The organism is Acidobacteriota bacterium, assembly GCA_026707545.1.
Lineage (GTDB): Bacteria > Acidobacteriota > Thermoanaerobaculia > Multivoradales > Multivoraceae > Multivorans.
In genome coordinates this window covers 204442-229984 of the sequence record JAPOWR010000001.1, presented here as the reverse complement: position 1 = coordinate 229984, position 25543 = coordinate 204442, and the positions used below count along the sequence as shown (strand labels likewise).

General features: G+C 69.2%; 20 protein-coding genes. 14 read left to right on the top strand and 6 right to left on the bottom strand.

Annotation, left to right across the window (positions count from 1 at the left end; translation table 11 throughout):
- Nucleotides 1-76: 76 nt before the first annotated feature.
- Both OXG83_00855 and OXG83_00850 read left to right on the top strand, forming a co-directional pair.
- The gene (locus OXG83_00855; GenBank protein MCY3963556.1) at nt 77-568 is read left to right on the top strand and encodes a MaoC family dehydratase N-terminal domain-containing protein; all 492 of its coding nucleotides are present in this window, start codon (nt 77-79) and stop codon (nt 566-568) included.
- Between the two features lie 13 nt (nt 569-581).
- Entirely contained in the window at nt 582-1004 is a 423-nt protein-coding gene (locus OXG83_00850) for a MaoC/PaaZ C-terminal domain-containing protein (protein MCY3963555.1), read from the top strand.
- Between the two features lie 63 nt (nt 1005-1067).
- Here the strand turns inward: OXG83_00850 and aroC are convergent, their stop codons facing one another.
- On the bottom strand, nt 1068-2162 hold the full coding sequence (gene aroC / locus OXG83_00845) for a chorismate synthase (protein ID MCY3963554.1): 1095 nt from the start codon (nt 2160-2162) through the stop codon (nt 1068-1070).
- A gap of 58 nt (nt 2163-2220) precedes the next feature.
- Here aroC and deoC point away from each other — a divergent pair, with 58 nt between their 5' ends.
- Genes deoC through OXG83_00825 form a run of 4 tightly spaced genes read left to right on the top strand, consistent with a single transcriptional unit; the run spans nt 2221 to nt 5982 of the window.
- On the top strand, nt 2221-3126 hold the full coding sequence (gene deoC / locus OXG83_00840; protein MCY3963553.1) for a deoxyribose-phosphate aldolase: 906 nt from the start codon (nt 2221-2223) through the stop codon (nt 3124-3126).
- An 8-nt stretch (nt 3127-3134) separates the two neighbouring features.
- Complete coding sequence (locus tag OXG83_00835) at nt 3135-4640, top strand: aldehyde dehydrogenase family protein (protein MCY3963552.1); 1506 nt, start codon at nt 3135-3137, stop codon at nt 4638-4640.
- Entirely contained in the window at nt 4637-5515 is an 879-nt protein-coding gene (locus tag OXG83_00830) for an aldehyde dehydrogenase family protein (protein ID MCY3963551.1), read from the top strand. The genes OXG83_00835 and OXG83_00830 overlap by 4 nt, the downstream gene beginning before the upstream one ends.
- On the top strand, nt 5494-5982 hold the full coding sequence (locus OXG83_00825) for a YkvA family protein (protein MCY3963550.1): 489 nt from the start codon (nt 5494-5496) through the stop codon (nt 5980-5982). Before OXG83_00830 ends, OXG83_00825 begins: the two co-directional genes overlap by 22 nt.
- Nucleotides 5983-6024: 42 nt before the next feature.
- Here the strand turns inward: OXG83_00825 and OXG83_00820 are convergent, their stop codons facing one another.
- Nucleotides 6025-7236, bottom strand: a complete 1212-nt coding sequence (locus tag OXG83_00820; GenBank protein MCY3963549.1) for a DUF819 family protein — start codon at nt 7234-7236, stop codon at nt 6025-6027.
- Between the two features lie 78 nt (nt 7237-7314).
- Here OXG83_00820 and OXG83_00815 point away from each other — a divergent pair, with 78 nt between their 5' ends.
- A complete protein-coding gene (locus tag OXG83_00815) occupies nt 7315-8358 on the top strand; it encodes an MBL fold metallo-hydrolase (GenBank protein MCY3963548.1) in 1044 nt (347 codons plus the stop codon).
- Between the two features lie 10 nt (nt 8359-8368).
- Nucleotides 8369-9148, top strand: coding sequence for a histidinol phosphate phosphatase (locus OXG83_00810; GenBank protein MCY3963547.1), 780 nt, complete (start codon nt 8369-8371; stop codon nt 9146-9148).
- Nucleotides 9149-9151: 3 nt separating this feature from the next.
- Here OXG83_00810 and OXG83_00805 read toward each other — a convergent pair whose 3' ends face one another.
- Genes OXG83_00805 through murA form a run of 3 tightly spaced genes read right to left on the bottom strand, consistent with a single transcriptional unit; the run spans nt 9152 to nt 11185 of the window.
- Nucleotides 9152-9406, bottom strand: coding sequence for a hypothetical protein (locus tag OXG83_00805; protein MCY3963546.1), 255 nt, complete (start codon nt 9404-9406; stop codon nt 9152-9154).
- Entirely contained in the window at nt 9403-9867 is a 465-nt protein-coding gene (locus OXG83_00800) for a MaoC family dehydratase (GenBank protein ID MCY3963545.1), read from the bottom strand. The genes OXG83_00805 and OXG83_00800 overlap by 4 nt, the downstream gene beginning before the upstream one ends.
- Before the next feature lie 10 nt (nt 9868-9877).
- The gene (gene murA / locus OXG83_00795; protein MCY3963544.1) at nt 9878-11185 is read right to left on the bottom strand and encodes a UDP-N-acetylglucosamine 1-carboxyvinyltransferase; all 1308 of its coding nucleotides are present in this window, start codon (nt 11183-11185) and stop codon (nt 9878-9880) included.
- A gap of 169 nt (nt 11186-11354) precedes the next feature.
- Here murA and OXG83_00790 point away from each other — a divergent pair, with 169 nt between their 5' ends.
- Entirely contained in the window at nt 11355-12020 is a 666-nt protein-coding gene (locus OXG83_00790; protein ID MCY3963543.1) for a hypothetical protein, read from the top strand.
- Between the two features lie 82 nt (nt 12021-12102).
- Nucleotides 12103-13053, top strand: coding sequence for an alpha/beta hydrolase (locus OXG83_00785; protein ID MCY3963542.1), 951 nt, complete (start codon nt 12103-12105; stop codon nt 13051-13053).
- Here the strand turns inward: OXG83_00785 and OXG83_00780 are convergent.
- A complete protein-coding gene (locus tag OXG83_00780) occupies nt 13050-17612 on the bottom strand; it encodes a DEAD/DEAH box helicase (GenBank protein ID MCY3963541.1) in 4563 nt (1520 codons plus the stop codon). The two genes, OXG83_00785 and OXG83_00780, sit on opposite strands and share 4 nt — an antisense overlap.
- A gap of 236 nt (nt 17613-17848) precedes the next feature.
- Here OXG83_00780 and OXG83_00775 point away from each other — a divergent pair, with 236 nt between their 5' ends.
- The 4 genes from OXG83_00775 to gltB all read left to right on the top strand — a co-directional run bounded on the left by OXG83_00775 (nt 17849) and on the right by gltB (nt 25504).
- Complete coding sequence (locus OXG83_00775) at nt 17849-18148, top strand: hypothetical protein (GenBank protein ID MCY3963540.1); 300 nt, start codon at nt 17849-17851, stop codon at nt 18146-18148.
- Nucleotides 18149-18154: 6 nt separating this feature from the next.
- Nucleotides 18155-19939 carry a Na(+)/H(+) antiporter subunit D gene (locus OXG83_00770; GenBank protein ID MCY3963539.1) on the top strand — a complete coding sequence of 595 codons (1785 nt, stop codon included), beginning with the start codon at nt 18155-18157 and terminating at the stop codon, nt 19937-19939.
- A 64-nt stretch (nt 19940-20003) separates the two neighbouring features.
- Complete coding sequence (locus OXG83_00765; GenBank protein MCY3963538.1) at nt 20004-20924, top strand: LysR family transcriptional regulator; 921 nt, start codon at nt 20004-20006, stop codon at nt 20922-20924.
- The gene (gltB, locus tag OXG83_00760; GenBank protein MCY3963537.1) at nt 20921-25504 is read left to right on the top strand and encodes a glutamate synthase large subunit; all 4584 of its coding nucleotides are present in this window, start codon (nt 20921-20923) and stop codon (nt 25502-25504) included. The genes OXG83_00765 and gltB overlap by 4 nt, the downstream gene beginning before the upstream one ends.
- The last annotated feature ends 39 nt before the right edge of the window (nt 25505-25543 follow it).

Below are 25543 nucleotides of genomic sequence, written 5' to 3'. Positions count from 1 at the left end.
GCTGCTACAGTCACGCGCTCAAACCACGCACCAGATTGCGCTTCAGAGACCACTCGAAGAGGAGGACGGAACCGGAATGGCAGCAAAGAAGTTCCCGGTCGAGGCAGGCCACATCATGATGTTCGCCCGCGCGGTCGGCGACCCGAACCCCATCTATCACGACGCCGAGGCGGCAGCGGACACGGAACCCGGCAAGACGATCGCGCCGCCCACCTTCTACCAGGCCTCCGCCCAGTTCGACCCCGACTACTTCCTGCGCCCCAAGATCGGCGAGCCGTGGTTCGGCTCCGGCAAGGAGCCGACCGGCGTGCCGCCCACGCGGACCGGAGGTGACGGCGGCACAGGCCTCCACGCCGAGCAGCGTTTCGAGTACTTCCGGCACGTGAGCCCCGGCGAGACGCTGACCCTCAAGACCCGGCCCGGCAAGAGCTGGGAACGGCAGGGCAAGCGCGGCGGCAACCTGAAGTTCAGCGAGAACATCACCGAGTACTACGACGAATCCGGCGAACTCGTCGTGCGCGCCACCGGCGTCGGCGTCCGCACCGAGAAGGTCGTCGAGAGCGACTGAGGAGAGCGAACGAATGGCACTTCACGCAAGCAAGATCCAGGTCGGCGACACCTACACCCAGAAGCTCACCGACGACCTCTCCCGCACCCAGATCGTCCAGTACGCGGGCGCCTCGGGCGACTACAACCCGCTCCACTCCGACGAGATCTTCACCACCAAGGTGGCGAAGTACCCGACCGTCTTCGCCCACGGCATGCTGACAATGGGCATGACCGGCCGGATGGTGACCGACTTCGTCGGCGACGGCCGGCTGACCGCCTACGGCGTCCGCTTCACGCGGCAGGTGTGGCCGGGCGACGCGCTGACGGCGACGGCGAAGGTCGACGCGGTACGCGAGGAGGACGGCCAAGGCCTCGTCGACCTGTCGGTGACGACGGTGAACCAGGATGGCGATGTCGTCGTGATGGGCAAAGCCACCGCAAGGATCGACCCGTAGCCTCAACACTGGGTGCGCCGGCGGCCTCGCCGGCATCCGGGAGCGGCCGCGAAGCGGCCCGCGCTAGTCCAGCACGTCTGTAACGGCGACCTGCCGCAGGGCATGGTCGCAGAGCACCAGCGCGATCATCGCCTCGCCCATCGGCACGAAGCGCGGGAGCAGGCAGGGGTCGTGCCTGCCCCTGGTCGCGATCGTCGTCGGCTCGCCGGCGCGGGTCACCGTGTCCTGCGGTTGCGGCAGGCTGCTGGTCGGCTTGACCGCGCACCGCAGCACGATCGGCTGCCCTGACGAAATGCCGCCGAGCATGCCGCCGTGGCGGTTGCCGCGGGTGGCGACCCGCCCTTCCCGCATCTCGAACGGATCGTTGTTCTCGCTGCCACGCGCGCGTGCGACGCCAAACCCGGCCCCGTACTCGACGCCCAACACCGCCGGCAGACTGAACAGCGCCTTGCCCAGGTCCGCCTTCAGCTTGTCGAACACCGGCTCGCCCCAGCCAGGCGGTACGCCGGTGGCGACAAGTTCCGAAATGCCGCCAACGGAGTCGCGCTCCGCGCGCATCCGTTCGATCAGCTCCGCCATTTGCGCCGCGGCCTCCTGATCGGGGCAGCGCACCGGGTTCGACTCGACCTGCTCCAGGGTCACCGCCGCCGGATCGTCGATCCGCCCCTCGATGTCGCCGATGCTCTTCACGTAGCCGACGATCCCGACACCCCAGCGCTCCCGCAGGAGCTTCTTCGCCACCGCCGCGGCCGCCACTCGCACCGAGGTCTCGCGGGCGCTCGAACGGCCGCCTCCCCGGTAGTCGCGGAAGCCGTACTTCGCGTCGAACGTGTAGTCGGCGTGTCCGGGCCTGTACTTGTCCTTGATCTCGCTGTAGTCCTTGGGCCGCTGGTCGCGGTTCTCGATCAGGAAGGCGATCGGCGTACCGGTCGTCCTGCCCTCGAACACCCCGGACAGGATGCGGGCCTCGTCCGGCTCCATGCGCTGTGTGGTCAGCTTCGACTGTCCGGGGCGGCGCCGGTCGAGGTCCGGTTGAAGGTCCGCCTCGGACAGTTCGAGGCCCGGCGGCACTCCGTCGAGGATGCCGACGTAGCCCGGCCCGTGGCTCTCGCCGGCCGTGGTCAGCCGCAGCGCGGTTCCGAACGTGTTCCCGGCCATGACACGGGCACTCTGCCACAGCCCCGCCGCGGGCCGAACCGGCGTAGACTGACGGGTGATGCAGGTATCGACTGCCAGCGCATCGTTCGAGTCGCCGCCAATCGACGCCGTCGGCGTCGAGGAGCGGGTCGCGAGACTCTGCTCGCGCTCGATCAAGAAGGACGCCAAGCGCCAGGCGCTGCACCTGACCCTGTCGATGATCGATCTCACGACCCTCGAGGGGGCCGACTCCGAGGGCAAGGTACGGCAGCTCTGCGCCAAGGCGCTCCAGCTTCACGCGGCGTTGCCCGATCTTCCGCACGTGGCCGCCGTCTGCGTCTACCCGGCCCTGGTCGGCGCCGCGAAGCGGGCGCTCGAAGGCAGCGGGATCAACGTCGCCTCGGTCGCCACCAGCTTCCCCGCCGGCCAGGCGCCGATCGAGATCAAGCTGCTGGAGGTGCGGAAGGCGGTCGAGGCAGGCGCCGACGAAGTCGACATGGTGATCTCGCGCGGCCGCTTCCTGGCCGGCGACTTCGCCTACACCGCGGACGAGATCGCCTCGATCAAGGAGGCCTGCGGCGAGGCGCACCTCAAGGTGATTCTCGAGACCGGCGAGCTCGGCACCCTCGACGCGGTCCGCCGCGCCTCGGACCTGGCGATGCGCTCCGGCGCCGACTTCATCAAGACCTCGACGGGCAAGATCAAGCCGGCCGCCACGATGCCCGTCGTCCTGGTCATGCTGGAGGCCATCCGCGACCACTACCGCCGCACCGGCCAGAAGATCGGCATGAAGCCGGCGGGCGGCATCTCGACCGCCAAGGACGCGATCCGCCACCTGGTCATGGTGCGTGAGACGCTCGGCCAGGACTGGCTCGACCCCGACCTGTACCGGTTCGGCGCGAGTTCACTCGCGAACGACGTCCTGCGCCAGATCGTCAAGCAGCGAAGCGGCATCTACCAGTCGTTCGACGACTTCTCCATGTAGAGACGAAAGTGACGAAGTCCACGCAAACAACCGGGCCGGCGGCTCCGAAGCTCCGCCTCGGCGGCGGCGAAGGCTGGGGCTACGCGCCGGCGCCCGAGTCGACCGACCACGTCGAACTCCGCAACCGCTACGGCCTGTTCATCGACGGCGACTTCACGGACGCGGCCGACGGCCGGACCTTCGAGACGGCGAACCCGGCCACCGAGGACAAGATCGCGGACGTCGCCCTGGCCTCCGAGGCCGACGTTGACGCCGCCGTGGCGGCCGCCCGGCGCGCCTACGACGAGATCTGGTCGCGGCTCGCGCCGCGGGAACGCGGCAAGTACGTCTACCGGATCGCCCGCGTGCTCCAGGAGCGGAGCCGCGAACTCGCGATCACCGAGTCGCTCGACGGCGGCAAGCCGATCCGCGAGTCACGCGATGTCGACATCCCGCTGGCGGCCGCGCACTTCTTCTACTACGCCGGCTGGGCGGACAAGCTGGACTACGCCTTCCCCGGCCGCGGCGCCAGAGCGCTCGGGGTCGCCGGCCAGGTCATCCCGTGGAACTTCCCGCTGCTCATGGCGGCCTGGAAGATCGCGCCCGCCATCGCGGCCGGCAACACGGTCGTGCTCAAGCCGGCCGAGACCACGCCGCTCACCGCTCTCAAACTGGCCGAGATCATCCGCGACGCCGGCGTGCCGCCGGGCGTCGTCAACATCGTCACCGGCGCCGGCGAGACGGGCGCGGCGGTCGTCCAGCACGACGACGTCGACAAGGTCGCCTTCACCGGCTCCACCGAGGTCGGCAAGCTGATCCGGCGCGCGCTCGCCGGCAGCGGCAAGCACTACACCCTGGAGCTCGGTGGCAAGGCGGCCAACCTGGTGTTCGAGGACGCCGCCGTCGACCAGGCGGTCGAGGGGATCGTCAACGGCATCTTCTTCAACCAGGGCCACGTCTGCTGCGCCGGCTCCCGCCTGCTGGTCCAGGAATCCGTCGCCGAAGAGGTGATCTCGAAGCTCAAGGACCGGATGGAGACCCTGATCGTCGGCGATCCGCTCGACAAGAACACGGACATCGGAGCGATCAACTCCCGCGCCCAACTCGACAAGATCGAGGAGTACCTGGAGATCGGCGAAGCGGAGGGCGCCGAGCCCTTCCAGACCTCGTGCCCGGTGCCGGAGCGCGGCTACTGGTTCCGGCCGACCCTGTTCCTGCACGCATCCCAGTCCCACCGCGTGGTCCAGGAGGAGATCTTCGGCCCGGTGCTCGCGGTGCAGACGTTCCGCACCGTCGACGAGGGCATCGCATTGGCGAACAACACCCCCTACGGCCTCTCCGGCGGGGTCTGGAGCGACAAGGGCGCCAAGGCATTCCGGGTCACCAGCCGGATCCGCGCCGGCGTGCTGTGGGCGAACACCTACAACAAGTTCGACCCGACCGCGCCGTTCGGCGGCTACAAGGAGAGCGGGATCGGCCGCGAGGGCGGGCTCGCCGGACTCCACGCCTACCTGCAGCCCGAGGAAGCGGCATGAGCGAGCAGCGATCCACGGCCGCAACCGACCGCCTACCGGTGCTCAAAACCCACAAGGTCTATGTCGGCGGCAAGTTCCCGCGCTCCGAGTCTGGCCGCTTCGACCGGGCTCTGGCGCCCGACGGCACGCCGATCGCGAACATCTGCCGCTGCTCGCGCAAGGACGTGCGGGACGCGGTGACCGCCGCCCGCACCGCACAGGCCGGTTGGGCCGCCCGCACCGCCTACAACCGGGGCCAGATCCTCTACCGGATCGCCGAGATGCTGGAAGGCCGAAGCGGCCAGTTCGAGGCCCTGCTCGCTGCGGGCGGCGCGACACCGGACGAAGCCGCGGCCGAGGTCCAGGCCGCCACCGACCGGCTGCTCCACTACGCCGGCTGGACCGACAAGTTCCAGCAGGTCTTTTCCAGCGTCAACCCGGTCGCCACCTCGCACTTCAACTTCTCGATCCTCGAGCCGATGGGCGTCGTCGGCGTGCTGGCCCCCGAGTCGCCCCTGCTCGGCCTCGTCTCCTCCATCGGCCCCGCGATCGCCGGCGGCAACACGACGGTCGTCCTGGTCACCGGGAGCCAACCGCTCCCGGCCACGACGTTCGGCGAGGTCCTGAACTCCTCCGACGTACCCGGCGGCGTCGTGAACATCCTCACCGGCCGCCGGGACGAGATGCTCGCGCCGCTCGCCGCGCACCGCGACGTCAATGCCCTGCTCCTCTGCTCGCCGGACCCGGACGTCGCCAGATCCGCCGAGATCGAAGCGGTCCACAACCTGAAGCGCGTCGCGGTCCGCCCGCACGAAGATTGGACGGACATCCAGAGCCCCTACGAGATCACCGACCTGCAGGAAGTGAAGACGACATGGCATCCGATCGGGAGTTGACCGGCGGCAACGTGGAAGGCGCCTCCGAGCAGCCCCCAGCGCCTCCCGAGACCGGCGAGATGGAGCTCCCGCTCCACGCCCGCAACCGCGCCGCCGAGATCGTCCGGTCACCGGACAAGCTCCGCGAGATGATCGCCGAAGCCAGGGAAAAGGCCGACTCCGCCAGCGGCGCCACCAGCCCGCTCAGCGGTGTGATCGAAGACCTGAAGACGATGTTCGACCTGCTCCGGGCGGTCGCGCGCGGCAACTACCGTCTCCGGAAGGAGACACTCATCCTGATCGCCGGCGCCGTCCTCTACTTCGTCATCCCCATCGACGTCATTCCCGACTTCATCCCGGTCGCCGGCTTCATCGACGACGCCGCGGTCATCGCCTGGGTGGTCAAGACCTGCAAGACCGAGATCGACCTGTTCAGAGCGCTCACCGCCGGAGACAACGACCGCGAGCCCGAGCCGGAACCCGCCTAGCTCTGGACCAGAGCGACGGAGGGTCTCGACGAGCAGACGCTCCTACAGCGAAGCCGCGCCGTGGTACGCCCGCGCGACCCAGGCCATGAGCTGGGCACACAGTAGCCCCAGCGGCGTGCCGACCAGGTTGCCGAGGACACCCATCAGCACCCCGACCGCGGCGAGGGCCGGCTGGAACACGCCGGCGACGACCGGGGTCGAGATGACGCCGCCAACGTTGCCCATGCTGCCGGTCGCGAACAGGAAGATCGGCGCGCGCAGGAGGCGCATCGCGAGGAACAGGCAGGCGACGTGGATGCCGATCCAGACGACGCCGACGGCCAGCACCAGAGGCGCCTCGGCAATGGCAGCGAGATCGCCGCCCGCGCCCATCGTCGCGACCATCAGGTAGAGGCCGCCGTAGGCAACGGGTGTCGCTCCCCGATGTTCGAGACGACGAACCGGCGTGAAGGACAGCGCGAGGCCGACCGCGACGACCAGCAGGATGCCCCAGGTGAAGTGGGACAGCACCGAGCCGACCTGGGGCAGCAGCTCTCCGCCGCGCATGCAGAGCCAGCTAGCCACCAGGCCGACGCCGAGCATGGAGGCGAAGGCGGGCAACGTGATCGGCCGCGCGTTCTCGGCCTGGACCTGCTGCAACCGCTGGTTCAGCGCGTCGAGTTCTTCGCGGCGCGCCCGGTTCCAGCGGTCGATCCGGTTCTGGTAGCCGCTGAGCAGGATGATGATCGACATCCAGCCGTAGCCGACGACCGAGTCGACGATGATCATCGGGGAGAAGACGTCGTCGGGAGCGCCGACGCCCTCCTTGATCGCGATCATGTTCGACAGACCGCCGATCCAGGAGCCGGAAAGCGCACCCAGGCCCTTCCAGATCTGCGGGTCGTCCAGGAACGGCTGGAAGATGGCCAGCGCGATCGGTCCGCCGATCACGATGCCGACGGACCCCGACAGCAGCATCGCCGCCGCCAGCGGCCCCAGGCGCCTGATCGCCGGCACGTCGGTCGCCAGCACCAGGAGGAACAGCGAGCACGGCATCAGGTAGTCCGTGCACCAGTCGTAGAAGGGCGACTCGGCCGGCGTGATGCCGGCGGTGGTGAGCACCACCGGCAGCAGGTAGATCCAGACGATCGGCGGCAGATACCTGAAGAGCCGGTCGAAGGGCCGCGTCTGCGCCAGCACGAAGATCAGGGCCACGAAGCCGGCGAAGAAAACGAGCAGCGCGGTCGGGTCGTTGATCAGCGCCTGCTCCGCCATCGGGGCGATCTTAGTCGCGGCCGGCTGCTATCTTCCGACGCCACCTTCCCGAGCCGGACCTGCCAGAAGAGCCTGCCCATGAGACCCCGCACCCCGGCCATCATGTCTACCCTGACGGCTGCGCTCTTGCTCCTGAGTTCCGTCGCGGCAGCACAGTTCGGCAACCTGCCTCCCAACCGGTCGTCCCTCCTGGACGACGGCGCCCTCCACGTCGTCATCTGCGGCAGCGGCTCACCGTTGCCCAGCGCCGAGCGTGCCGGACCCTGCACGGCGGTGATCGCCGGGGGCCGGATGTTCCTGATCGACGTCGGCCCCGGGTCGACGGAGAACCTGCGCCTCTGGGGACTGCCGACGGGCCGTCTGGCCGGCGTCCTGCTCACCCACTTCCACTCGGACCACATCGGCGAACTCGGCGAGGTCGTCTTCGCTAGCTGGACCTCCGGCAGGGCAGTGCCGCTCGACGTCTATGGCCCGGTGGGCGTCGACCGGGTCGTCGCCGGCTTCCAGGCCGCCTACGAGCTGGACGTCTCCTACCGCGTCGCCCACCACGGTGCCGACCTGCTTCCGCCGGACGGCGGCAAGGCGAACGCGCACACGATCGAACTCGCCGAGGACGCCCCCTCCCGCGTCTTCTACGACGAGAACGGCCTCAGGATCACGGCGTTCCTGGTCGAGCATGAACCGATCGCGCCCGCGGTCGGCTACCGGATCGACTACGGTGGTCGCTCGGTCGTGGTCAGCGGCGACACGATCCGTTCGGCGAACGTGGAGGCCATGAGCCAGGGCGTCGACGTCCTGGTCCACGAGGTCCTGTCCGGCGCCCTGATCGGCGGGGCGGCGCAGGCACTCGAAAGCGCCGGCAACGAACAGACGGCGAAGTTGCTCCGTGACACGCTCGACTACCACACCTTCCCCGCCGACGTGCACGCCCTCGCCGCTGACGCGAAGGTCGGACTCCTGGTCCTGAGCCACCTCGTGCCGCCCCTGCCGGCGCCACAGGCGGAGGGCGTGTTCATGCGCGGCCGTGCCGAGGACGCCCCGAACGATGCGGTCGTCGCCGCCGACGGGATGCACATCGCGCTGCCGGCGAACACTGACGAGCGGACGATCGAGACCTTCTGAGGAGTTCACCTTGGCGGCCAGCTACGAAGCCGAACTCGAGTTCGCGGTCGAGACCGCCTGGATCGCCGGCCAGTTGACGCTCGAGTTCTTCCGGCTAGGCGTCGATCCGGAGCTCAAGAGTGACATGACGCCGGTCACCGAAGCGGACCGCGGCGCGGAGGAGTTGATTCGCTCCCGCATCGTCGAGGCTTTTCCCGGCGACATCGTGGTCGGCGAGGAGTTCGGTGCGGGCGACGATGACCCCGCCGCGTCCGAACGCCGCTGGTACGTCGATCCGATCGACGGCACCCGCTCCTTCGTCCGCGGCGTGCCGCTCTACGGGATCCTGATCGGCCTGGAAGTCAACGGACGGGTCGAGATGGGCGTCGCCCACTTCCCGGGCATCGGCGAGACGGTGGCTGCCGCCGCCGGTCACGGCTGCACGCTGAACGGCGAGCCGGTCCAGGTCCGCGAAACGTCAAGCCTGACCGAGGGCTACGTCTCCTTTGGTGACCCGGGACTCTTCGTCGACCCCCGCCACCGACAGGCCTGGCAGCGGATGATGGAGGGCACCGCCTACCGCGTCGGCTGGTCCGACGCCTACGGCCACGCCCTGGTCGCTACCGGACGGCTGGAACTGATGGTCGACCCGAAGATGAGCGCCTGGGACTGCGGGCCCTTTCCCGTCATCCTGCGCGAAGCCGGCGGCTACTTCGGTGACTGGGACGGCAACGAGACGATCCACGGCGACCGTGCGTTCAGCACGACGCGCCGGCTGCTGCCCGAGGCCCTGGAAGTGCTCGCCGACTGAGCCTCAGCCGTCGGCCGGCGGCTCCTCGCCTTCTTCCAACGGACCGGCGACGCAGCTCAGCAGCTCCTTCACCTCGTCCAGCCGGTTGTCGGGCACGCAGAGCTTCACCGGCACCGGCGACTTCCCCATCATTCCCATGCCGAACATGCCGACCCCGGCACTTTGCACCAGGAACGGAATCTCGTACTGGTCCAGGGCGTGGCCGATCGTCTCGGCCTCGAGCCGGGAGTCGAACGTGGCGAGCTCGACGAACTTCACGACTCCTCCCCCTCCGGCACCTTCAGCATCAACCCCAGCCGCGTGCACCGGGCCACCAGTTCATCGCGCTGGTTGTACGCACGGTGCTCGAAGGTCACGATGCCGGCGTTGGGCCGCGAGCGGCTCTCCCGCTTGTCCTTCACCTCGGTCTCGATCCGCAGCGTATCGCCGTGAAACACGGGCCTGGGGAACACGACGTCGTTCCAGCCGAGGTTCGCGATCGTCGTGCCGAGCGTCGTGTCGCCGACCGAGATGCCGACCATGAGACTCAGGGTGAAGCAACTGTTGACGATCCGCTCGCCGAACTCACTGTTCTTCATCGCTTCCGCGTCAAGGTGAAGCGCGGCCGGGTTGTGGGTCATCGCGGTGAAGAAGACGTTGTCCGCCTCGGTCACCGTGCGCCGCAGCGGGTGATCGAAGAGTTGGCCGACTTCGAACTGCTCGTAGTAGAGGCCCGCCATGGTCCGAACCCTAGCCCACGCGTTCGATGTCGGCGCCGAGGGACCTGAGCCGCTCGTCGATCCGCTCGTAGCCGCGGTCGATCTGCTGCACGTTGTCGATCACACTGCGCCCCTCGGCGCACAGGGCCGCGATCAGCATCGCCATGCCGGCCCGGATGTCCGGGCTCACCATGTCCCGCCCATAGAGCCGGGAAGGCCCGCTGACGACGACCCGGTGCGGATCGCAGAGCACGATCTGAGCCCCCATCGCCACCAGCCGATCGACGAAGAACATGCGGGACTCGAACAGCTTCTCGTGGATCAGCACGGATCCGCGGCTCTGAGTCGCTCCGACGACCGCGATCGAGGTCAGATCGGCGGGGAAACCGGGCCAGGGCGCGTCCTCGATCTTCGGGATCGCGCCCTGCAGATCCGTGCGCACCTGGAGTTCCTGGCCACCGGGCACGAAGAGATCGCGACCGTCGCCCCGGACCTCGAAGTCGACGCCAAGCCGGCCGAATGCGATCCGCGTCGCGCGATGCTCCTCCGGACGCGCGTTGGGAATCCGTAGCTCGCCGCCGGTGACTGCCGCCAGCGTGATGAGCGATCCCACCTCGATGTAGTCGGGTCCGATCTCGAACTCGGCGCCTCCCAACCTGTCCGCTCCCTCGATGGTCAGAGCGTTCGTCCCGAGGCCCTCGATGCCCGCCCCCATTTCTCGCAGCAGCCTGCAGAGGTCCTGCACATGGGGCTCGCTGGCGGCGTTCAGGATCCGGGTCTCGCCCTCCGCAAGAGACGCAGCCATCACCGCGTTCTCCGTCGCCGTGACCGACGCCTCGTCCAGGAAGATCTCGGCCCCGCGCAGGCGACCGCCAGGCGCGTTGACGCGGCACTCCAGGCCGCCCCGCGGGCAGAGCGTGACCTCGGCGCCCAAGGCTTCGAGCACCAGCACATGCGTGTCGAGGCGCCTGCGACCGATCACGTCTCCACCGGGCGGCGGCATGCCGACCCGTCCGCGACGCGCGAGGAGCGGGCCCGCCAGCAGGATCGAGGCGCGGATCGCGCGGCAGAGTTCCGGATCGGGATCGTCGTCGCCCAGACCCGAGGCGCAGATCCGGACCGTGTCGTCGCCCACGATTTCAGCGTCGGCCCCGAGTTGACGGAGCAGCCCGATCTGTGCTTCCACATCCCGGATTCGCGGCACGTTGGAGAGAGTGACCTCGTTGTCGGTTAGCAGCGCCGCGGCCAGCATCGGCAGTGCCGCGTTCTTGTTGCCGCGCGCCTGAAGCGCGCCCGAGATCGGGTTGCCGCCCTCGATCACGAACCGGGAACGCGGCATGTCTGCAAGGTTGTCCATCGGACGTCAAGTTGACCACAGGAACGCCGGCACGGGCGCGCCGTGTTCCGATCGGGCGGATCCTGAAACTCCGGCGACGCCTGGACGTTGTAAAGGGGTACGGCGCAGTCACGCCGCCTGCCCCTTCCTCCGACACCCAAGGAGACCGAACATGAAGAACCTCCACCGCCATCGCTGGGCGACCCTGGCGTTCGCCCTCCTGATCGCCTTCGTCCCCGGAGGCCTCCTGGCCCAGGCCCAGACCGATCCTGGTCACGACGAACGCTGGGAAGAGATCGGTCAGCGCTGGCAGGAATGGGGTGAACGCTTCGGCCGCAGCTTCGAGGACGCCGACTGGGAAGCCCACGGCAAGCACTGGGAAGAAGTCGGCAAGCGCTGGGAGGAATGGGGCGAGCAGTTCGCCGCGTCCTTCGAGCACGCATTCGACGAGGAGGAATGGGACGCATGGGCCGAGCAGTTCGAGGACATGGAGCATCCGGACGGTGACGTCGACTGGGATCGCTTCGAACAGTTCTGGGAGGAGTTCGGCGAACGGTTCGGCAGCTCTCTCGGCGAAGCCATGGAAGGCGCCGACTGGGAGACCTTCGGTGAGGCGGTCGGCGCATTCGGCGAGCAGATGGGCGAGCTCGCGGAACTGATCGCCGCCAGCTTCGAGAACGCGGACTGGGACGGCTTCGCCGATCTGATCAGCGAGACGGTGGAGCAGGCGGTCGAGCACGCCGAGGAAGCGGCGGAAGCCGCCGAAGAGACCGCCGAGGAAGCGGCGGAAGCAGCGGTCGAGGCCGCGGAAGAAGCGGTCGACTCGGTCGACGCGTAGCGGGCACCTGGGCACCGGCGGGCTCGCGACCGGGCGTGGCGTAGGCTTCGCGCCTCCCGCTGACGACCCACGGAGTGCGCAGATGCCAGTCGATCCCCAGGTACAGGCCTTCCTCGAAGCTCAGGCGCAGGCCGCGATCGAGAACCAGGTTCCGCCGATCACGGAGCAGACCGTGGAGATGGCCCGGGCGGGCTATCTTGCGGTCGCCGAGATGCTCGGACAGGGCCCCGACGTGGACACCGAGGACTCCGCCGTTCCCGGCCCGGCCGGCGACATTCCGGTCCGCATCTACCGGCCCCGGGATGCCGGCGGCACGCTACCGATCCTCGTCTACTACCACGGCGGCGGCTGGGTGATCGGTGACCTCGATACGCACGACTACGCCTGCCGCGAACTTTGCGCCGGCGCCGGTTGCCTGGTCGTTTCCATCGACTATCGGTTGGCGCCCGAGGCGCAGTTCCCGGCCGCTGTCGACGACTCATGGGCTGCCCTTCAATGGGTGGCGAACAACGCGGAGAGTCTCGGCGGCGATCCGAACCGGATCGCGGTCGGCGGCGACAGCGCCGGCGGCAACCTCTCCGCCGTGATGAGCCTGCTTGCCCGGGACGCCGGCGGTCCGCACCTCGTCTTCCAACTCCTCGTCTACCCCGCCGTCGATATGGACTTCAGCCGCCCCTCCATTGACGAGAACGCGGACGGGTATGTTCTGACCAAGGACCACATGATCTGGTTCCGCGGCCACTACCTCCGCTCCGAGGCCGACCGCGCCGACTTCCGCGCCTCGCCGCTGCTGGCCTCCGACCACAGCGGCCTGCCGCCGGCGCTCGTCGTCACAGCCGAGTTCGACCCGCTCCGCGACGAGGGCAGGGACTACGCCGAGAAGCTCCGGGCCGCCGGTGTCGACGCCACCCTCTCCAACTACGAGGGCCAGGTCCACGTCTTCTTCCAGCTCTCGCCCATGCTCGACGGCGGCCGCCGGGTCGTCCACGAGGCCTGCGCTGCGCTACGGAAGGCGTTCGGCGAGTCGACCTAGACGGCCGGCAGCAGACGGCTGACGCGATAGCCGTCGAGGTCCTTCTCGTAGCCGCACGCATCGAGTGTCGCGGTCCACGGGGACTCGCGGGCCGGGCGGCCATCGATGCGCAGAAGCCTGAGGGTACGGCGCCGGCGGCGGCCGGCCAGGTCGCGCAGGGCATCCCAGGCCTGCCGGGGTTCCGGGTCGCCGCCGAGGGCGGCGAAGGTCCAGACGCCCTGGCCGCCTGCTTCGAGAAAGAGACAGGGAGAGCCGGCCCGGAGGACGACCCAGGCGCCAGGCACGCGGCGCGGGCCTCGCTTTCGGGGATCGATCTCGGTTCCGAGCTGAGGCCAGGGCAGCACGGCGCCCCACGGATTCGCCGGGTCGACGGCGGGCAGGATCCCGATCGGCGCTCGCTTCGCCGGTCCCCGCCGCTCCCGCCGCAGGCGCTCGACGGCCGCCGGAAGGGCGAACTGGCGGCCGGCCAGACCGTGAACGAAGTAGCCGCGGCGGATGTGGCCGGCCTCCTCCATCTCGCGCAGTACCGGATAGAGGGCCTCGAACCCGCCGGGCACACTCTCGTTGCGCGCCGTCTCGGCCGCGACCACGCCGTAGCGCTCGAGCAGCAGGGTTGCCGTGGCGTGCGCCCACTCGGTGTCGCTCACCCGCCCGGCCGGCGCGGCCAGATCGCCCACCAGCGACCAGCGGCCGCCCGCCAGCATCCCGATCCGGCCGCGGCGGGCGCCCGATACGCCGACCCGCTTGGCAGCCGGCGCCGTCCCGGCCCGCGGCCCCCGACGCCAGCCACGAGGAAGCCCGCGGGGAGAACGACCGGCGAGCGACCGCCGCCGCTTGCCGAGCGAAGCGAGCGGAAGGAAGGTGTCGTTCGTGACGCGGCCGGCCCATACGAGGTCCCAGATCGCCGCTTCGACTTCCGTTTCCCCCCAGTCGCCATTAGCAGCCACCCCGCCGACCAGGTCGAATGTGAAGCAGGCGCCACGTGCCTTCAGGCGTTCGAGGACCGCGGCGTGCGGGGTTCCGGCCGGCGCCTCATCCGGGGCTTCCATCGACTCGTTCCCACGCGCCAGAAGCTGGAACCGCTCCCGACGGTAGATCGCTACCCGACCGTCCTTCGACCCGAGCCTGCCGCTGCCGACCCACAGTAACTCACCGGCCGTCGCGAGCCGGTCCAGCATGTCGAGACGAAAGCCGGGCACCCGCGCGGGCAGGACGTGGTCGACCAGAATCCGCCAGGAGAGCGGCACGCCTTCGAGTCGCGCCACGGCCTCCCTGAGACGAACCAGGGTGCGATCCGACGACACCGACATCCCTGCCCGCCCGCGGTCCCGTGTCGCCGGGCGAGCCGGGAACACCGGCGCCGTGTCGACACCTTGCCAGCGACCCAGGAACCGCGCCAGAGCCGCTCCGTCGACAGGCTCGGCTTCGCGGCGCAACCTGGCCAGCGTCCGACGCTTGATCCGGCGGAGCACCTCCCGGTCGCACCATTCGACCCCGCCGCCTTCCCTTCGGAACTCGCCCCGGGTCAGCCGGCCGGCCTCTTCGAGGCCCGTCAGCAGAGGCTCGATCGCCCCCTGGGGCAAGCCGAAGCGGGCCGCCGCGTCGGCAGCCGCGAACGGACCCCGGCTCCGGGCGTAGCGTCTCAACAGACTCTCGAGCGGCTCCGGCCGTGGCGCCAGCAGTTCGCCTGGCAGGCCTTCGGGCAACGCCGCGTCCAGACCATCGCGGTAGAGCACCGCGTCGTCCGCGGCCGTCCACATCCGCACGCCGCCCCTGAACTCGATCTCGACGGCCCTCTTCTGCCGCGCCAAGTCCGCGAGCCACTCGCCCGCCTTACCGGGAGCCCGGACCTCGATCTCCTCCAAAGTCAGACCGCCGGTTCGCCGCAACAGATCGTAGAGGTCGTCCTCGTGGCGTGGGCCGCGGTCCGGCGAGAGCCCCTGGAACTCCTCCTCGACCGCCTGGATCACGTCCGGGTCGAGCAGCTCCCGCAGGCTGGCCGTGCCGAGCAGCTCCCGCAGGAGTTCCCGGTCGAGAGTCAGCGCCTGAGCCCGGCGCTCGGCCGCGGGCGCGTCCTGGTCGTAGAGGAAGCGCTCTTCGTAGGCGAAGACGAGCGAGCGGGCGAACGGAGAAGGCGCCAGAGTCTCGACGTCATCGACCCGGACCTCCCCTTCCGCGACCTGCGCCATCAGGTTGACCAGGCCGGAGAGATCGAAGAGATCGCTCAGGCACTCGCGGTAGGTCTCGAGCAGGATCGGGAAGTCGGGGTACCTGCGGACGACGGAGAGCAGGTTCTTCGACCGCTGGCGCTGCTGCCAGAGGGGCGTCCGCTTGCCGGGCCGGTTGCGCGGCAGAAGCAGCGCGCGGGCGGCGTTCTCGCGAAACCGGCTCGCGAACATCGGCGAGGAAGCGACCTGCTCGACGACCAGGTCCTCGACCTCGTCGGGGTCGAGCAGGAACTCCCGCACCGCAGGCAACTCGTCGGTGTCGGCAAAGCGGAGGGCCAGTCCGTCGTCCGTCCAAAGCGTCTGGACCTCGAAACCGAAGCGCCGGCCGATGCGCCGCTCCAGCGCCATCGCCCAGGGCGCGTGGATGCGGGCCCCGAACGGGGTCAGGATGCACACGCGCCAGTCACCGATCTCGTCGCGGAAGCGCTCCAGGGTCACCGCGCGGTCGGTGGGCAACGCGCCGGTGCGGTCGCGCTGCTCCTCGACGTAGGCGCAGAGGTTCGAGACGGCGTGCGGGTCGAGCGGCGCTTCGTCCGCGAGCCAGCGTCTGGCGGCGGCGCCCTGCCTCTGGCCCAGTTCGCGCACGAAGGCGCCGAGGGCCCGTCCCAGCTCCAGAGGCCGGCCAGGACCATCGCCGTGCCAGAAGGGCATCCGCCCCGGCTCGCCCGGCGCCGGCCGGACGATGACCCGGTCGCGGGTGATCTCGGTCACCCGCCAGGCGGAGGCCCCGAGCAGGAACGTGTCGCCGGCGCGGGACTCGTAGACCATCTCCTCGTCGAGCTCGCCCACCCGGGGACCCTCGGGCCCCAGGTGGACCGTGAACAGGCCGCGATCCGGAATCGTGCCGGCGTTCATCCGCACCAGGAAGTCGGCGCCGCGCCGGGCGGTCAGCACGTCACGCCCGCGGTCCCATGACAACCGGGGCCGCAGGTCGGCGAACTCCTCGGAGGGGAAGCGGCCGACCAGCATGTCCAGCACCGCGGCGAGCAGGTTGCGGGTCAGACCGCGGTAGGGCCGGGCGCGCCGGGTCAGGGCCAGGATCCCGTCGACGGTCCACTCCCGGCCGCAGCACATCGCGACGATCTGCTGCGCCAGCACGTCGAGCGGGTTCTCCGGCAGCTTCATCGACTCGCTCGCACCCCGCTGCATCTGGATCGCGGTCACCGTGCACTCCAGGAGATCGCCCCGGAACTTGGGGAAGATCAGACCGCGGCTCCGTTCGCCCACCGCATGCCCCGAGCGGCCGACGCGCTGCAGCCCGCTGGCCGTCGAACCCGGCGCCTCGACCAGGAGCACCAGGTCGACGCTGCCCATGTCGATCCCCAGTTCGAGCGAGCTGGTGGCCACGATGCAGCGCAGGCGGCCTGCCTTCAGCGCGCCCTCGATCTCCCGCCGCCGCTCGTGGGAGATGCTGCCGTGGTGGGCCCGGGCCAGCGGCTCGCGGTCGTCCGCTTCTTCGTCGTCCACGGCGCCGCGAGTCCGGTCGTCCAGCTCGTTCAGACGCTGCGCGAGCCGCTCGCAGAGCGAACGGCTGTTGACGAAGACGATCGTCGAACGATGGCGCCGGACCGCCTCCAGGATGCGCGGGAAGACTGACGGCCACAGGCCCGATGTTTCGAAGCTGCGCGGCCAGCCTTCGCCCGAGGAAAGAGACTCAGGCGCCGGCGGCGGCGCCTCCATGTCCGGCACCGGAACCACGACCTGGAGATCGATGTTCGGCGGCTCGGAGGCGTCGACGACTTCAACCGCCCGGTCGCCGCCAAGGAACCCGGCCGCCAGGTCCATCGGACGCACCGTCGCCGAGAGACCGATTCGCTGCGGATCCTGAGCCTCCGCCAACTCCGCGAGCCGCTCGAGTGACAGCGCCAGGTGGGCGCCGCGCTTGGTCGCCGCCATCGCGTGAACCTCGTCGACGATCACGGTCTCGACCGTGCGCAGGTTGGCCGCCGCCCGCGACCCGAGAACCAGGAACAGCGACTCCGGCGTGGTCACCAGGATCTCGCCGGGCTTGCGTAGCTGGCGGCGCCGGTCGGCCGGCGGCGTGTCCCCGGTGCGCACGTCGACGCTGATCGGCCGCACCGGAGCGCCGAGCTTGCGGGCCTCCCCGACGACGCCCTCAAGCGGCGCCTGCAGGTTGCGTTCGATGTCGTAGGCGAGGGCCTTGAGCGGCGACACGTAGACGACACGTACGCCCGGCCCCGGGGGCTCGTCGCCCAGACAGAGCCGGTCGATGGCCCACAGGAACGCCGCGAGCGTCTTGCCACTGCCGGTGGGCGCCACCAGCAGCGCGTTTCCGCCGCGGGTCAGCACCGGCCAGCCCAGTTCCTGCACCCGAGTGGGCCCGGGGAACGAGCCATCGAACCACCGGCGCACCGGTTCCGAGAATGAGTCCACAGGGCATGCTAGGAGATTGCGCTCGAAACGCAGCGAAGCGAGTTCGAGGGCAATCTCCTGGCATGAGGACGGGATGGGCCGAAACGCCGAGCCTGCGAGGAGTTTCGGGGCGCTACGTGCCGAGCGTGACCCCTTGGAGCGCGAGTCCGGCTGCTAACCTCGCCCCCCAAACGATGGCCCACCACGAGCACGGCAAGCACAGCGGCAAGAGGTACTGGCTCGACGACAAGCGGAACGTCGCCAAGGTCTTCTACGGCCTGATCATTGTCGACGCCGGTTGGCTGCTGGCCGATCTCCTCTACGACAAACACGAGGAGTTCGAAGCTCTCGGCGGGTGGGCCGATGGCGGTTTCGGGTTCTACCCCGTCTACGGCTTCGTCGGCGCCTTCCTGCTGGTGCTGGCGGCCAAACAGATGCGTCGGGTGCTGATGCGCTCTGAGGACTACTACGAGGGCAAGCGCCGCGGTTCCTGATCGTCGATGATCGAGTTCCTTCTAGCCCCGCCCCTGCTGCTGATGTTCGGCAGCGTGGTGCTCGCCGCGGCGCCGCGCAACGTGCTGCCGCGCACCGTGTTGCGCGCCCTGCTGCTGGCCTTGCCGGTCTATTCGCTGTGGCGGTTCTGGGGCCTCGAGTTCGGCGACTATGCGCGGTTCGACCTGTTCGGTCAGACGCTGACGCTGATGCGGATCGACGGCCTCTCCCGGATCTTCGCCGTCATCTTCCACCTCGCGGCGCTGATCGGCACCATCTACTCCTTCTACGCCAAGGACAACTTCCAACCGCTCGTGGGCGTGTTCTACGCCGGGTCGGCGCTGGGGGTCGTGCTCGCCGGCGACCTCTGGACCCTGTTCCTGTTCTGGGAGGTGGCCGCGGTGTCGTCGGCACTGCTGGTCTGGGTCCGGAGAAGCGGCAAGGCGGCCGGCGCCGGCCTCCGCTACCTGGGGATGCAGATGGTCTCGGGCGTCCTGCTGCTCGCCGGCATCGTGCTGCTCCGTCACGAAGTCGGCGCGGCCCCGGGCTGGGCCGAGTTCCGCAACCTGACGGGCTTCCTCGCGGACGGCGGGCTCGGCTTATCGAACCTGGCAGCGACCCTCATCTTCCTCGCCTTCGGCCTCAAGGCGGCCTTCCCGCTGCTGCACAGTTGGCTGATCGACGCGTACCCGGAGTCGACCCCGGCCGGCGCCGTGTTCCTGTCGGCCTTCACGACCAAGTTCGCGATCTACGCCCTCGCCCGGGCGTTCCCCGGCCAGTCCGAACTGATCTGGATCGGCGCGCTGATGACCGCCTTCCCCATCTTCTTCGCCGTGATCGAGAACGACCTGCGCCGCGTGCTTGCCTACAGCATGACGAACCAGCTCGGCTTCATGGTCGTCGGCATCGGTATCGGCACCGAGCTGGCGATCAACGGCGCCGTCGCCCACGCCTTCGCCGACATCCTGTTCAAGGGACTCCTGTTCATGGCGATGGGGGCGGTGCTCTACCGGGTCGGCCACGTGAACGGCTCGGACCTGGGCGGCCTCTACAAGTCGATGCCGATCACGACCGGGCTCTGCATCATCGGCGCCGCGTCCATCTCCGCCTTTCCGCTGTTCTCGGCCTTCGCCACGAAGTCGCTCATCATGAGCGCGGCCGTGTACAAGGAGTACTTCTGGCTCTGGCTGGTCCTCCTGTTCGCCTCCGCGGGCGTCTTCCATCACGCCGGGATCAAGATCCCCTTCTTCGCCTTCTTCCACCACGATTCAGGCATCCGCTGCAAGGAGGCGCCGAGGTCGATGCTCGTCGCGATGGTCCTGGCGGCCGCGGCAAGCATGGCCATCGGACTGCTCCCGCTCGCGGAGATGTGGTTCGGTCTCGCGAACCCGTTCTATGAACTGCTGCCGTATCAGGTCCACTACGAGGCGTACACGACGACCCACGTGATCACCCAGTCGCAGCTCCTCTTCTTCTCGGCTCTCGCCTTCGCCACCCTGATGCGTACCGGGCTCTACCCACCCGAGCTGCGCTCGGTGAACCTGGACGCCGACTGGTTCTACCGCCGGGTCGGCTACCGCGTCTGGGACGGTGTTGCGACCGCCTTCGTGGCTCTTCACCGCACCGGCTACGCGGTGGCCGGTCGACTTGCCACCGCCGCCTCGGCGACGGCCCAACGGCACCTGGGGCCTCAGGGACTGCTCGGCCGATCCTGGCTAACCGCCTCGATGGCCCTCTGGGTAGCCGTACTGCTCGCGGCATACCTGCTGGTCTTCTACTGGCGCCTGCCTTAACATCAGCTTCTCTAATACATAGCGGTTGCCTATGAGGTGAAGCTAATGTAGGCTTCACCTCTTCATGCAAGGGCTTCGTATCTTCTGCGATGTCGCGGACTTGCGCAGCTTCAGCCGCGCCGCCGAGCTTCACGGAATCACCCAGTCGGCGGTCAGTCAGCGCATCCATCACCTCGAAGAGCGTCTCGGCACGAAACTGCTCGATCGCTCGAAACGGCCGTTCGTGCTGACGCCGGCCGGTGAACTCGCCTCGCGCGAAGGCCGTCAACTGGTGGGGCGGTACGACGCATTGGCGCGCAGCGTCGCGCGCCTCGATCCGGAACGCACCGGCTCCGTCCGCGTCCACGCGATCTACTCGGCGGGCATCGCGCTGCTCAATCAACTGCGGACCGAGTTCCAGCGCCAGCGGCCCGAACTGGATGTCCAGATCGAGTACGAGCCGCCCGCCGCGGTCGCCGAGGCGGCGCGGACGGGCCGTTGCGACTTCGGCATCGTCTCCTACCCGGAACAGTGGCCCGGCCTGCAGTCCAGGCCGTTGCGTGAGGAGCGGATGTGCCTTGCCTGCGGCGTGAACCACGAACTCGCTGGCGCGGAGAGCGTCCGGGCGGCCGATCTCGACGGTCGCGAGCTCATCCACTTCACCCACGAACTTCCCGCGGCCCGCCACATCCGCAGCTATCTGACAGGCAACGGGGCCAACGCCGTCTTCGCCCAGCGTCTCGACAACATCGACACGTTCAAGAGCATGCTGCAGGCGACGAACTACGCCGCCATCCTGCCGCTGCGGACCTTCCTGGCAGAGGTCCGCGCCGGCCTGCTCGCCGCCGTGCCGCTGGAGCCGGTGCTCGAGCGGCCGGTGGGCATCGTCTACGCCCGCGGCAAGCTGCGGTTCGCTGCGGAGGACTTTGCCTCCTTCCTGGTCGAGAACGCGGGGCCGATGCCCGTCGACGAGGAGCTGGGGCAGCGGCACGGAGAAGCGGCATGAAGCTCCGTCCCGGCAAGATCGGCCTGTACGACCCGGCCTACGAGCACGACGCCTGCGGCGTCGGCTTCATCGCCCAGGTGCGCGGCGAACGCAGCCACCGGCTGATGCAGCAGGCCGCCCACATGCTGACGCAGATGGACCACCGGGGCGCCTGCGGCTGCGAGCCGAACACCGGCGACGGCGCCGGCATGCTGACCGCGCTACCCCACGCGCTCCTCCGGCGAGTGGCCGCCGACGAGTTCGGCGCAGAACTCGGAGCGCCCGGCACCTTCTCCGCCGGCGTCTTCTTCCTGCCCCAGAACGACGGCGAACGCGAGTTGTGCCGGCGGGTCGTGGAGGAGGTCGTGGCGGACCGCGGTCAGCAGCTCATCGGCTGGCGCAAGGTGCCGACCCGCCCCGAGGTCGCGGACATCGGCGCCACAGCGCTCGACTCGATGCCGGTCATCGAGCAGCTCTTCATCGGCGCCGCCGACGGGCTCGACCAGGACGCCTTCGAGCGTGAGCTCTACCTGATCCGCAAGCAGGCGACGATCCGCCTGCGCGGCAACGATGCGCTCGCCGAAGCGCAGATGTTCTACGTCTGCTCGCTGTCCACGCGGGTGATCATCTACAAGGGCATGCTGACCTCCGGCCAGCTCGTACCGTTCTTCCCGGATCTCGCGGCGCCGGACTACGAGTCCCACCTGGCGATGGTCCACTCCCGCTTCGCCACGAACACGTTCCCGTCCTGGGACCGCGCCCAGCCGAACCGCTTCATGAGCCACAACGGGGAGATCAACACCCTGCGCGGCAACATGAACTGGATGCACGCGCGCGAAGGCGTCCTTGAGAGCGACCTCTTCGGCGACGATCTGCCGCTCGCCTTTCCCGTCGTTGAACCGGACTGCTCCGATTCCGGCAGCTTCGACAACGTACTCGAGTTCCTGCTGCTCACGGGCCGCACCCTCCAGGAAGCGGTCATGATGATGATCCCGGAGGCGTGGCAGAACGATCCGCACATGGATGCCACGAAGAAGGCGTTCTACGACTACCACTCCTGCCTCATGGAGCCCTGGGACGGCCCGGCGTCGATCGCCTTCACCGACGGCCGCTTCATCGGCGCGGTACTCGACCGCAACGGCCTGCGGCCCAGCCGCTACTACGTCACTGACGACGACCTGGTCGTCATGGCCTCGGAAGCGGGCGTCGTTCCCGTGGAACCCGAGCGCGTGCTGCGCAAGGGACGGCTCAAGCCGGGGCGGATGTTCCTGGTCGACTTCGACCGCGGCCGCATCGTCGCGGACGAAGAACTGAAGAGCGAGTGGGCCCGCAGGCGCCCCTACGCCGAATGGCTGGAGCGGCGCACCGACCTGGCAGACCTCGTGGCGAACGCGCAGGAAAACGGGAACGCCCCTCCAAACCAGGCGACGATGGGAGGCGACGGTCTGACCCGGAGCCTGCAGGCGTTCGGCTACACCGGCGAGACGATGCGCTTCATGCTGCGGCCCCTGATCGAGGAGCAGCGCGACCCGATCGGCTCGATGGGCAACGACGCCGCCCTCGCCTTCCTCTCCGACCAGGACCGCCCCGTCTACGACTACTTCAAGCAGCTCTTCGCCCAGGTCACGAACCCGGCGATCGACTCGATCCGCGAAGAGGTCGTCATGACGCTCGACTGCACGATCGGCCCCGAGCGCAACCTGCTCGAGACGACGGCCGAGCACTGCCAGAGAGTCCGCCTGCCCCACCCGATCCTGAGCAACCGGGAGTTCGCGGCCCTGGCCGGCGCGGAAGAAGCCGGCTTTTCCTGCCGGATCCTCGACGCCACCTGGCCGCTAGCCGAAGGCGCCGCCGGTCTCGAAAGAACGCTGGAACGTCTCTGCGCGGAAGCCGAGCAGGCGGTCGACGACGGCTGCAGCTTCGTCGCCCTCTCGGACCGCTCCGCAGGACCCGACCGCGTCCCGGTGCCGACCCTGCTCGCCTGCGGCGCCGTCCACCACCACCTGCTGCGGACGATCAAGCGCACCCGGGTCGGTCTCCTTCTCGAGACCGGAGAGGCGCGCGAAGTTCACCACCACTGCCTGCTGGTGGGCTACGGCGCGGACGCGATCAACCCCTACCTGACCTTCGAAGCCCTGTGGCAGGCCCGCCGCCAGGGCCGGCTGCCGGCGGCGGCCGACGACCAGGCCGTCGTCGACCGCTACCGCAAGGGGGTCAGGAAGGGGATGCTCAAGGTGATGGCGAAGATGGGCATCTCGACGCTCCAGAGCTACAAGGGCGCGCAGATCTTCGAGGCCGTCGGCCTGTCGAGCGAGGTGATCGACCGCTGCTTCGTCGGCACCGCGAGCCGGATCGAGGGAGCAGGCCTTCTGCGGCTGGCCGAAGACGCCCTGAGCCGCCATGCCAAGGGCTTCCCCGCCCACGAACTCGACCGGACGTCCGACCTGTCGAACCCCGGCGACTACCACTGGCGCGCCGGCGGCGAGCGCCACATGTGGAACCCCCAGATGATCTCGCGGCTCCAGAACGCGGCGCGCACGAACAGCACCGAGGCCTACGAGCGCTTCGCTCAACTCGCCAACGAAGACACGACGAGGAAGTGCTCGCTGCGCGGACTGCTCCAGTTCCGCACGGACCTCGAGCCCCTGCCGCTCGACGCGGTCGAACCCGCCAGCGAGATCGTCAAGCGCTTCTGTACCGGAGCAATGAGCTTCGGGTCGATCTCCGCCGAGAGCCACGAGACGCTGGCGATCGCCATGAACCGGCTCGGCGGCAAGAGCAACACCGGCGAGGGCGGCGAGGATCCGGCGCGGTTCGTGCCCGACCAGAACGGCGACCTTCGCCGCTCCGCGATCAAGCAGGTCGCCTCGGGCCGCTTCGGCGTCACTTCCTGGTACCTGACCAACTCGGACGAACTGCAGATCAAGATCGCCCAGGGCGCCAAGCCGGGCGAGGGGGGCGAACTGCCCGGCCACAAGGTGGACGAGATCATCGCGCGGACGCGGTACTCGACGCCCGGCGTCGGCCTCATCTCGCCGCCGCCCCACCACGACATCTACTCGATCGAGGACCTGAAGCAGCTCATCCACGACCTGAAGAACTCGAACCCGGGTTCGCGGATCAGCGTCAAGCTGGTGTCCGAGGTCGGTGTCGGTACGGTCGCCGCGGGTGTCGCCAAGGCGCACGCCGACCACATCCTGATCTCGGGCCACGACGGCGGCACCGGCGCTTCGCCGCTGACCAGTATCAAGCACGCCGGCCTGCCCTGGGAACTCGGCATCGCCGAGACCCACCAGACCCTGGTCCTGAGCGACCTGCGGTCGCGGGTCACGCTCCAGACCGACGGCCAGCTCAAGACCGGGCGCGACGTGGTCGTGGCCTGCATGCTGGGCGCCGAGGAGTTCGGCTTCTCCACCGCGCCGCTGATCACGATCGGCTGCATCATGATGCGCAAGTGCCACCTGAACACCTGTCCGGTCGGGATCGCGACGCAGGACCCAGAGTTGCGCGCCAAGTTCGAGGGCACGCCGGAGGAAGTCGTGAACTACCTCTTCCTGGTCGCCGAAGAGACGCGGCGGATCATGGCCGCCCTGAGCGTGGCGACGATCCGGGAACTGGTCGGCCGAACGGATCTGTTCCAGCCCGAACTCGCGGTCCAGAGCGAGAAGACCGAAGGTCTCGACCTGTCGGCGGTGCTGCAGCCGGCCGTCCGCAGGCACGAGCGCGTCGAGGTCACGAAGACGATCGAGCAGGACCACGCGCTCGAGCACGCGCTCGACAACGAGCTGATCGAGCGCGCCCGGCCGGCGCTCGAACGTGGCACGCGCGTCCGGATCGACCTGCCCATCGAGAACACCCAGCGCACCGTCGGCACGATGCTGAGCCACGAGCTGATGAAGGCCCGGGGCGAGCACGGTCTGGCAGACGACACGATCCACATCTCGCTGACCGGCAGCGCCGGCCAGAGCCTCGGCGCGTTTCTGGCGCCCGGCATCACGGTCGAACTGGAAGGCGACGGCAACGACTACGTCGGCAAGGGGCTGTCCGGCGGACGGCTGATTCTCTATCCACCCCGCCGGTCACGCTTCGTCGCGGAGGACAACGTTCTGATCGGCAACGTCGCGCTCTACGGAGCCACCGGCGGCGAGGCGTTCTTCCGCGGCCGCGCGGCGGAACGGTTCTGTGTCCGCAACTCGGGGGCCCGCGCCGTGATCGAGGGGATCGGCGACCACGGCTGCGAGTACATGACCGGCGGCCGAGCCGTCATCCTGGGCCCGACCGGGCGCAACTTCGCGGCCGGCATGTCGGGCGGCGTCGCGTGGGTGCTCGACCCGCGCAGCGAACTGGACCATAACTGCAACTTCGAGATGGTGGGGCTCGAACCGGTCGGCCACGAGTACGAGGCGGAATTGCGCGAGCTGGTCGCACGGCACGCCCGCTTCACGGGTTCCACGGTCGCGCGCCGACTTCTCGAGCGCTGGAACGAGGCCCTGCGGCAGTTCATCCAGGTCATGCCGCACGACTATCGCCGCGTCCTCGAAGCGCAACGCGAGCCGCAAACCGAGGTTCAGACCGAACAGAAGGCCGAGGCCGCGGCCTGAGGCCGTCGGCTGACCGCGAATCGGAACACCGCAAGCGAG

Bases quoted from the DNA above. Each gene is read 5' to 3' on its own strand.
- OXG83_00855 (MCY3963556.1), top strand. From the start codon at position 77: ATGGCAGCAAAGAAGTTCCCGGTCGAGGCAGGCCACATCATGATGTTC.
- OXG83_00850 (MCY3963555.1), top strand. From the start codon at position 582: ATGGCACTTCACGCAAGCAAGATCCAGGTCGGCGACACCTACACCCAG.
- aroC (MCY3963554.1), bottom strand. From the start codon at position 2,162: ATGGCCGGGAACACGTTCGGAACCGCGCTGCGGCTGACCACGGCCGGC.
- deoC (MCY3963553.1), top strand. From the start codon at position 2,221: ATGCAGGTATCGACTGCCAGCGCATCGTTCGAGTCGCCGCCAATCGAC.
- OXG83_00830 (MCY3963551.1), top strand. From the start codon at position 4,637: ATGAGCGAGCAGCGATCCACGGCCGCAACCGACCGCCTACCGGTGCTC.
- OXG83_00825 (MCY3963550.1), top strand. From the start codon at position 5,494: ATGGCATCCGATCGGGAGTTGACCGGCGGCAACGTGGAAGGCGCCTCC.
- OXG83_00820 (MCY3963549.1), bottom strand. From the start codon at position 7,236: ATGGCGGAGCAGGCGCTGATCAACGACCCGACCGCGCTGCTCGTTTTC.
- OXG83_00815 (MCY3963548.1), top strand. From the start codon at position 7,315: ATGAGACCCCGCACCCCGGCCATCATGTCTACCCTGACGGCTGCGCTC.
- OXG83_00800 (MCY3963545.1), bottom strand. From the start codon at position 9,867: ATGGCGGGCCTCTACTACGAGCAGTTCGAAGTCGGCCAACTCTTCGAT.
- murA (MCY3963544.1), bottom strand. From the start codon at position 11,185: ATGCCGCGTTCCCGGTTCGTGATCGAGGGCGGCAACCCGATCTCGGGC.
- OXG83_00790 (MCY3963543.1), top strand. From the start codon at position 11,355: ATGAAGAACCTCCACCGCCATCGCTGGGCGACCCTGGCGTTCGCCCTC.
- OXG83_00785 (MCY3963542.1), top strand. From the start codon at position 12,103: ATGCCAGTCGATCCCCAGGTACAGGCCTTCCTCGAAGCTCAGGCGCAG.
- OXG83_00775 (MCY3963540.1), top strand. From the start codon at position 17,849: ATGGCCCACCACGAGCACGGCAAGCACAGCGGCAAGAGGTACTGGCTC.
- OXG83_00770 (MCY3963539.1), top strand. From the start codon at position 18,155: ATGATCGAGTTCCTTCTAGCCCCGCCCCTGCTGCTGATGTTCGGCAGC.
- OXG83_00765 (MCY3963538.1), top strand. From the start codon at position 20,004: ATGCAAGGGCTTCGTATCTTCTGCGATGTCGCGGACTTGCGCAGCTTC.
- gltB (MCY3963537.1), top strand. From the start codon at position 20,921: ATGAAGCTCCGTCCCGGCAAGATCGGCCTGTACGACCCGGCCTACGAG.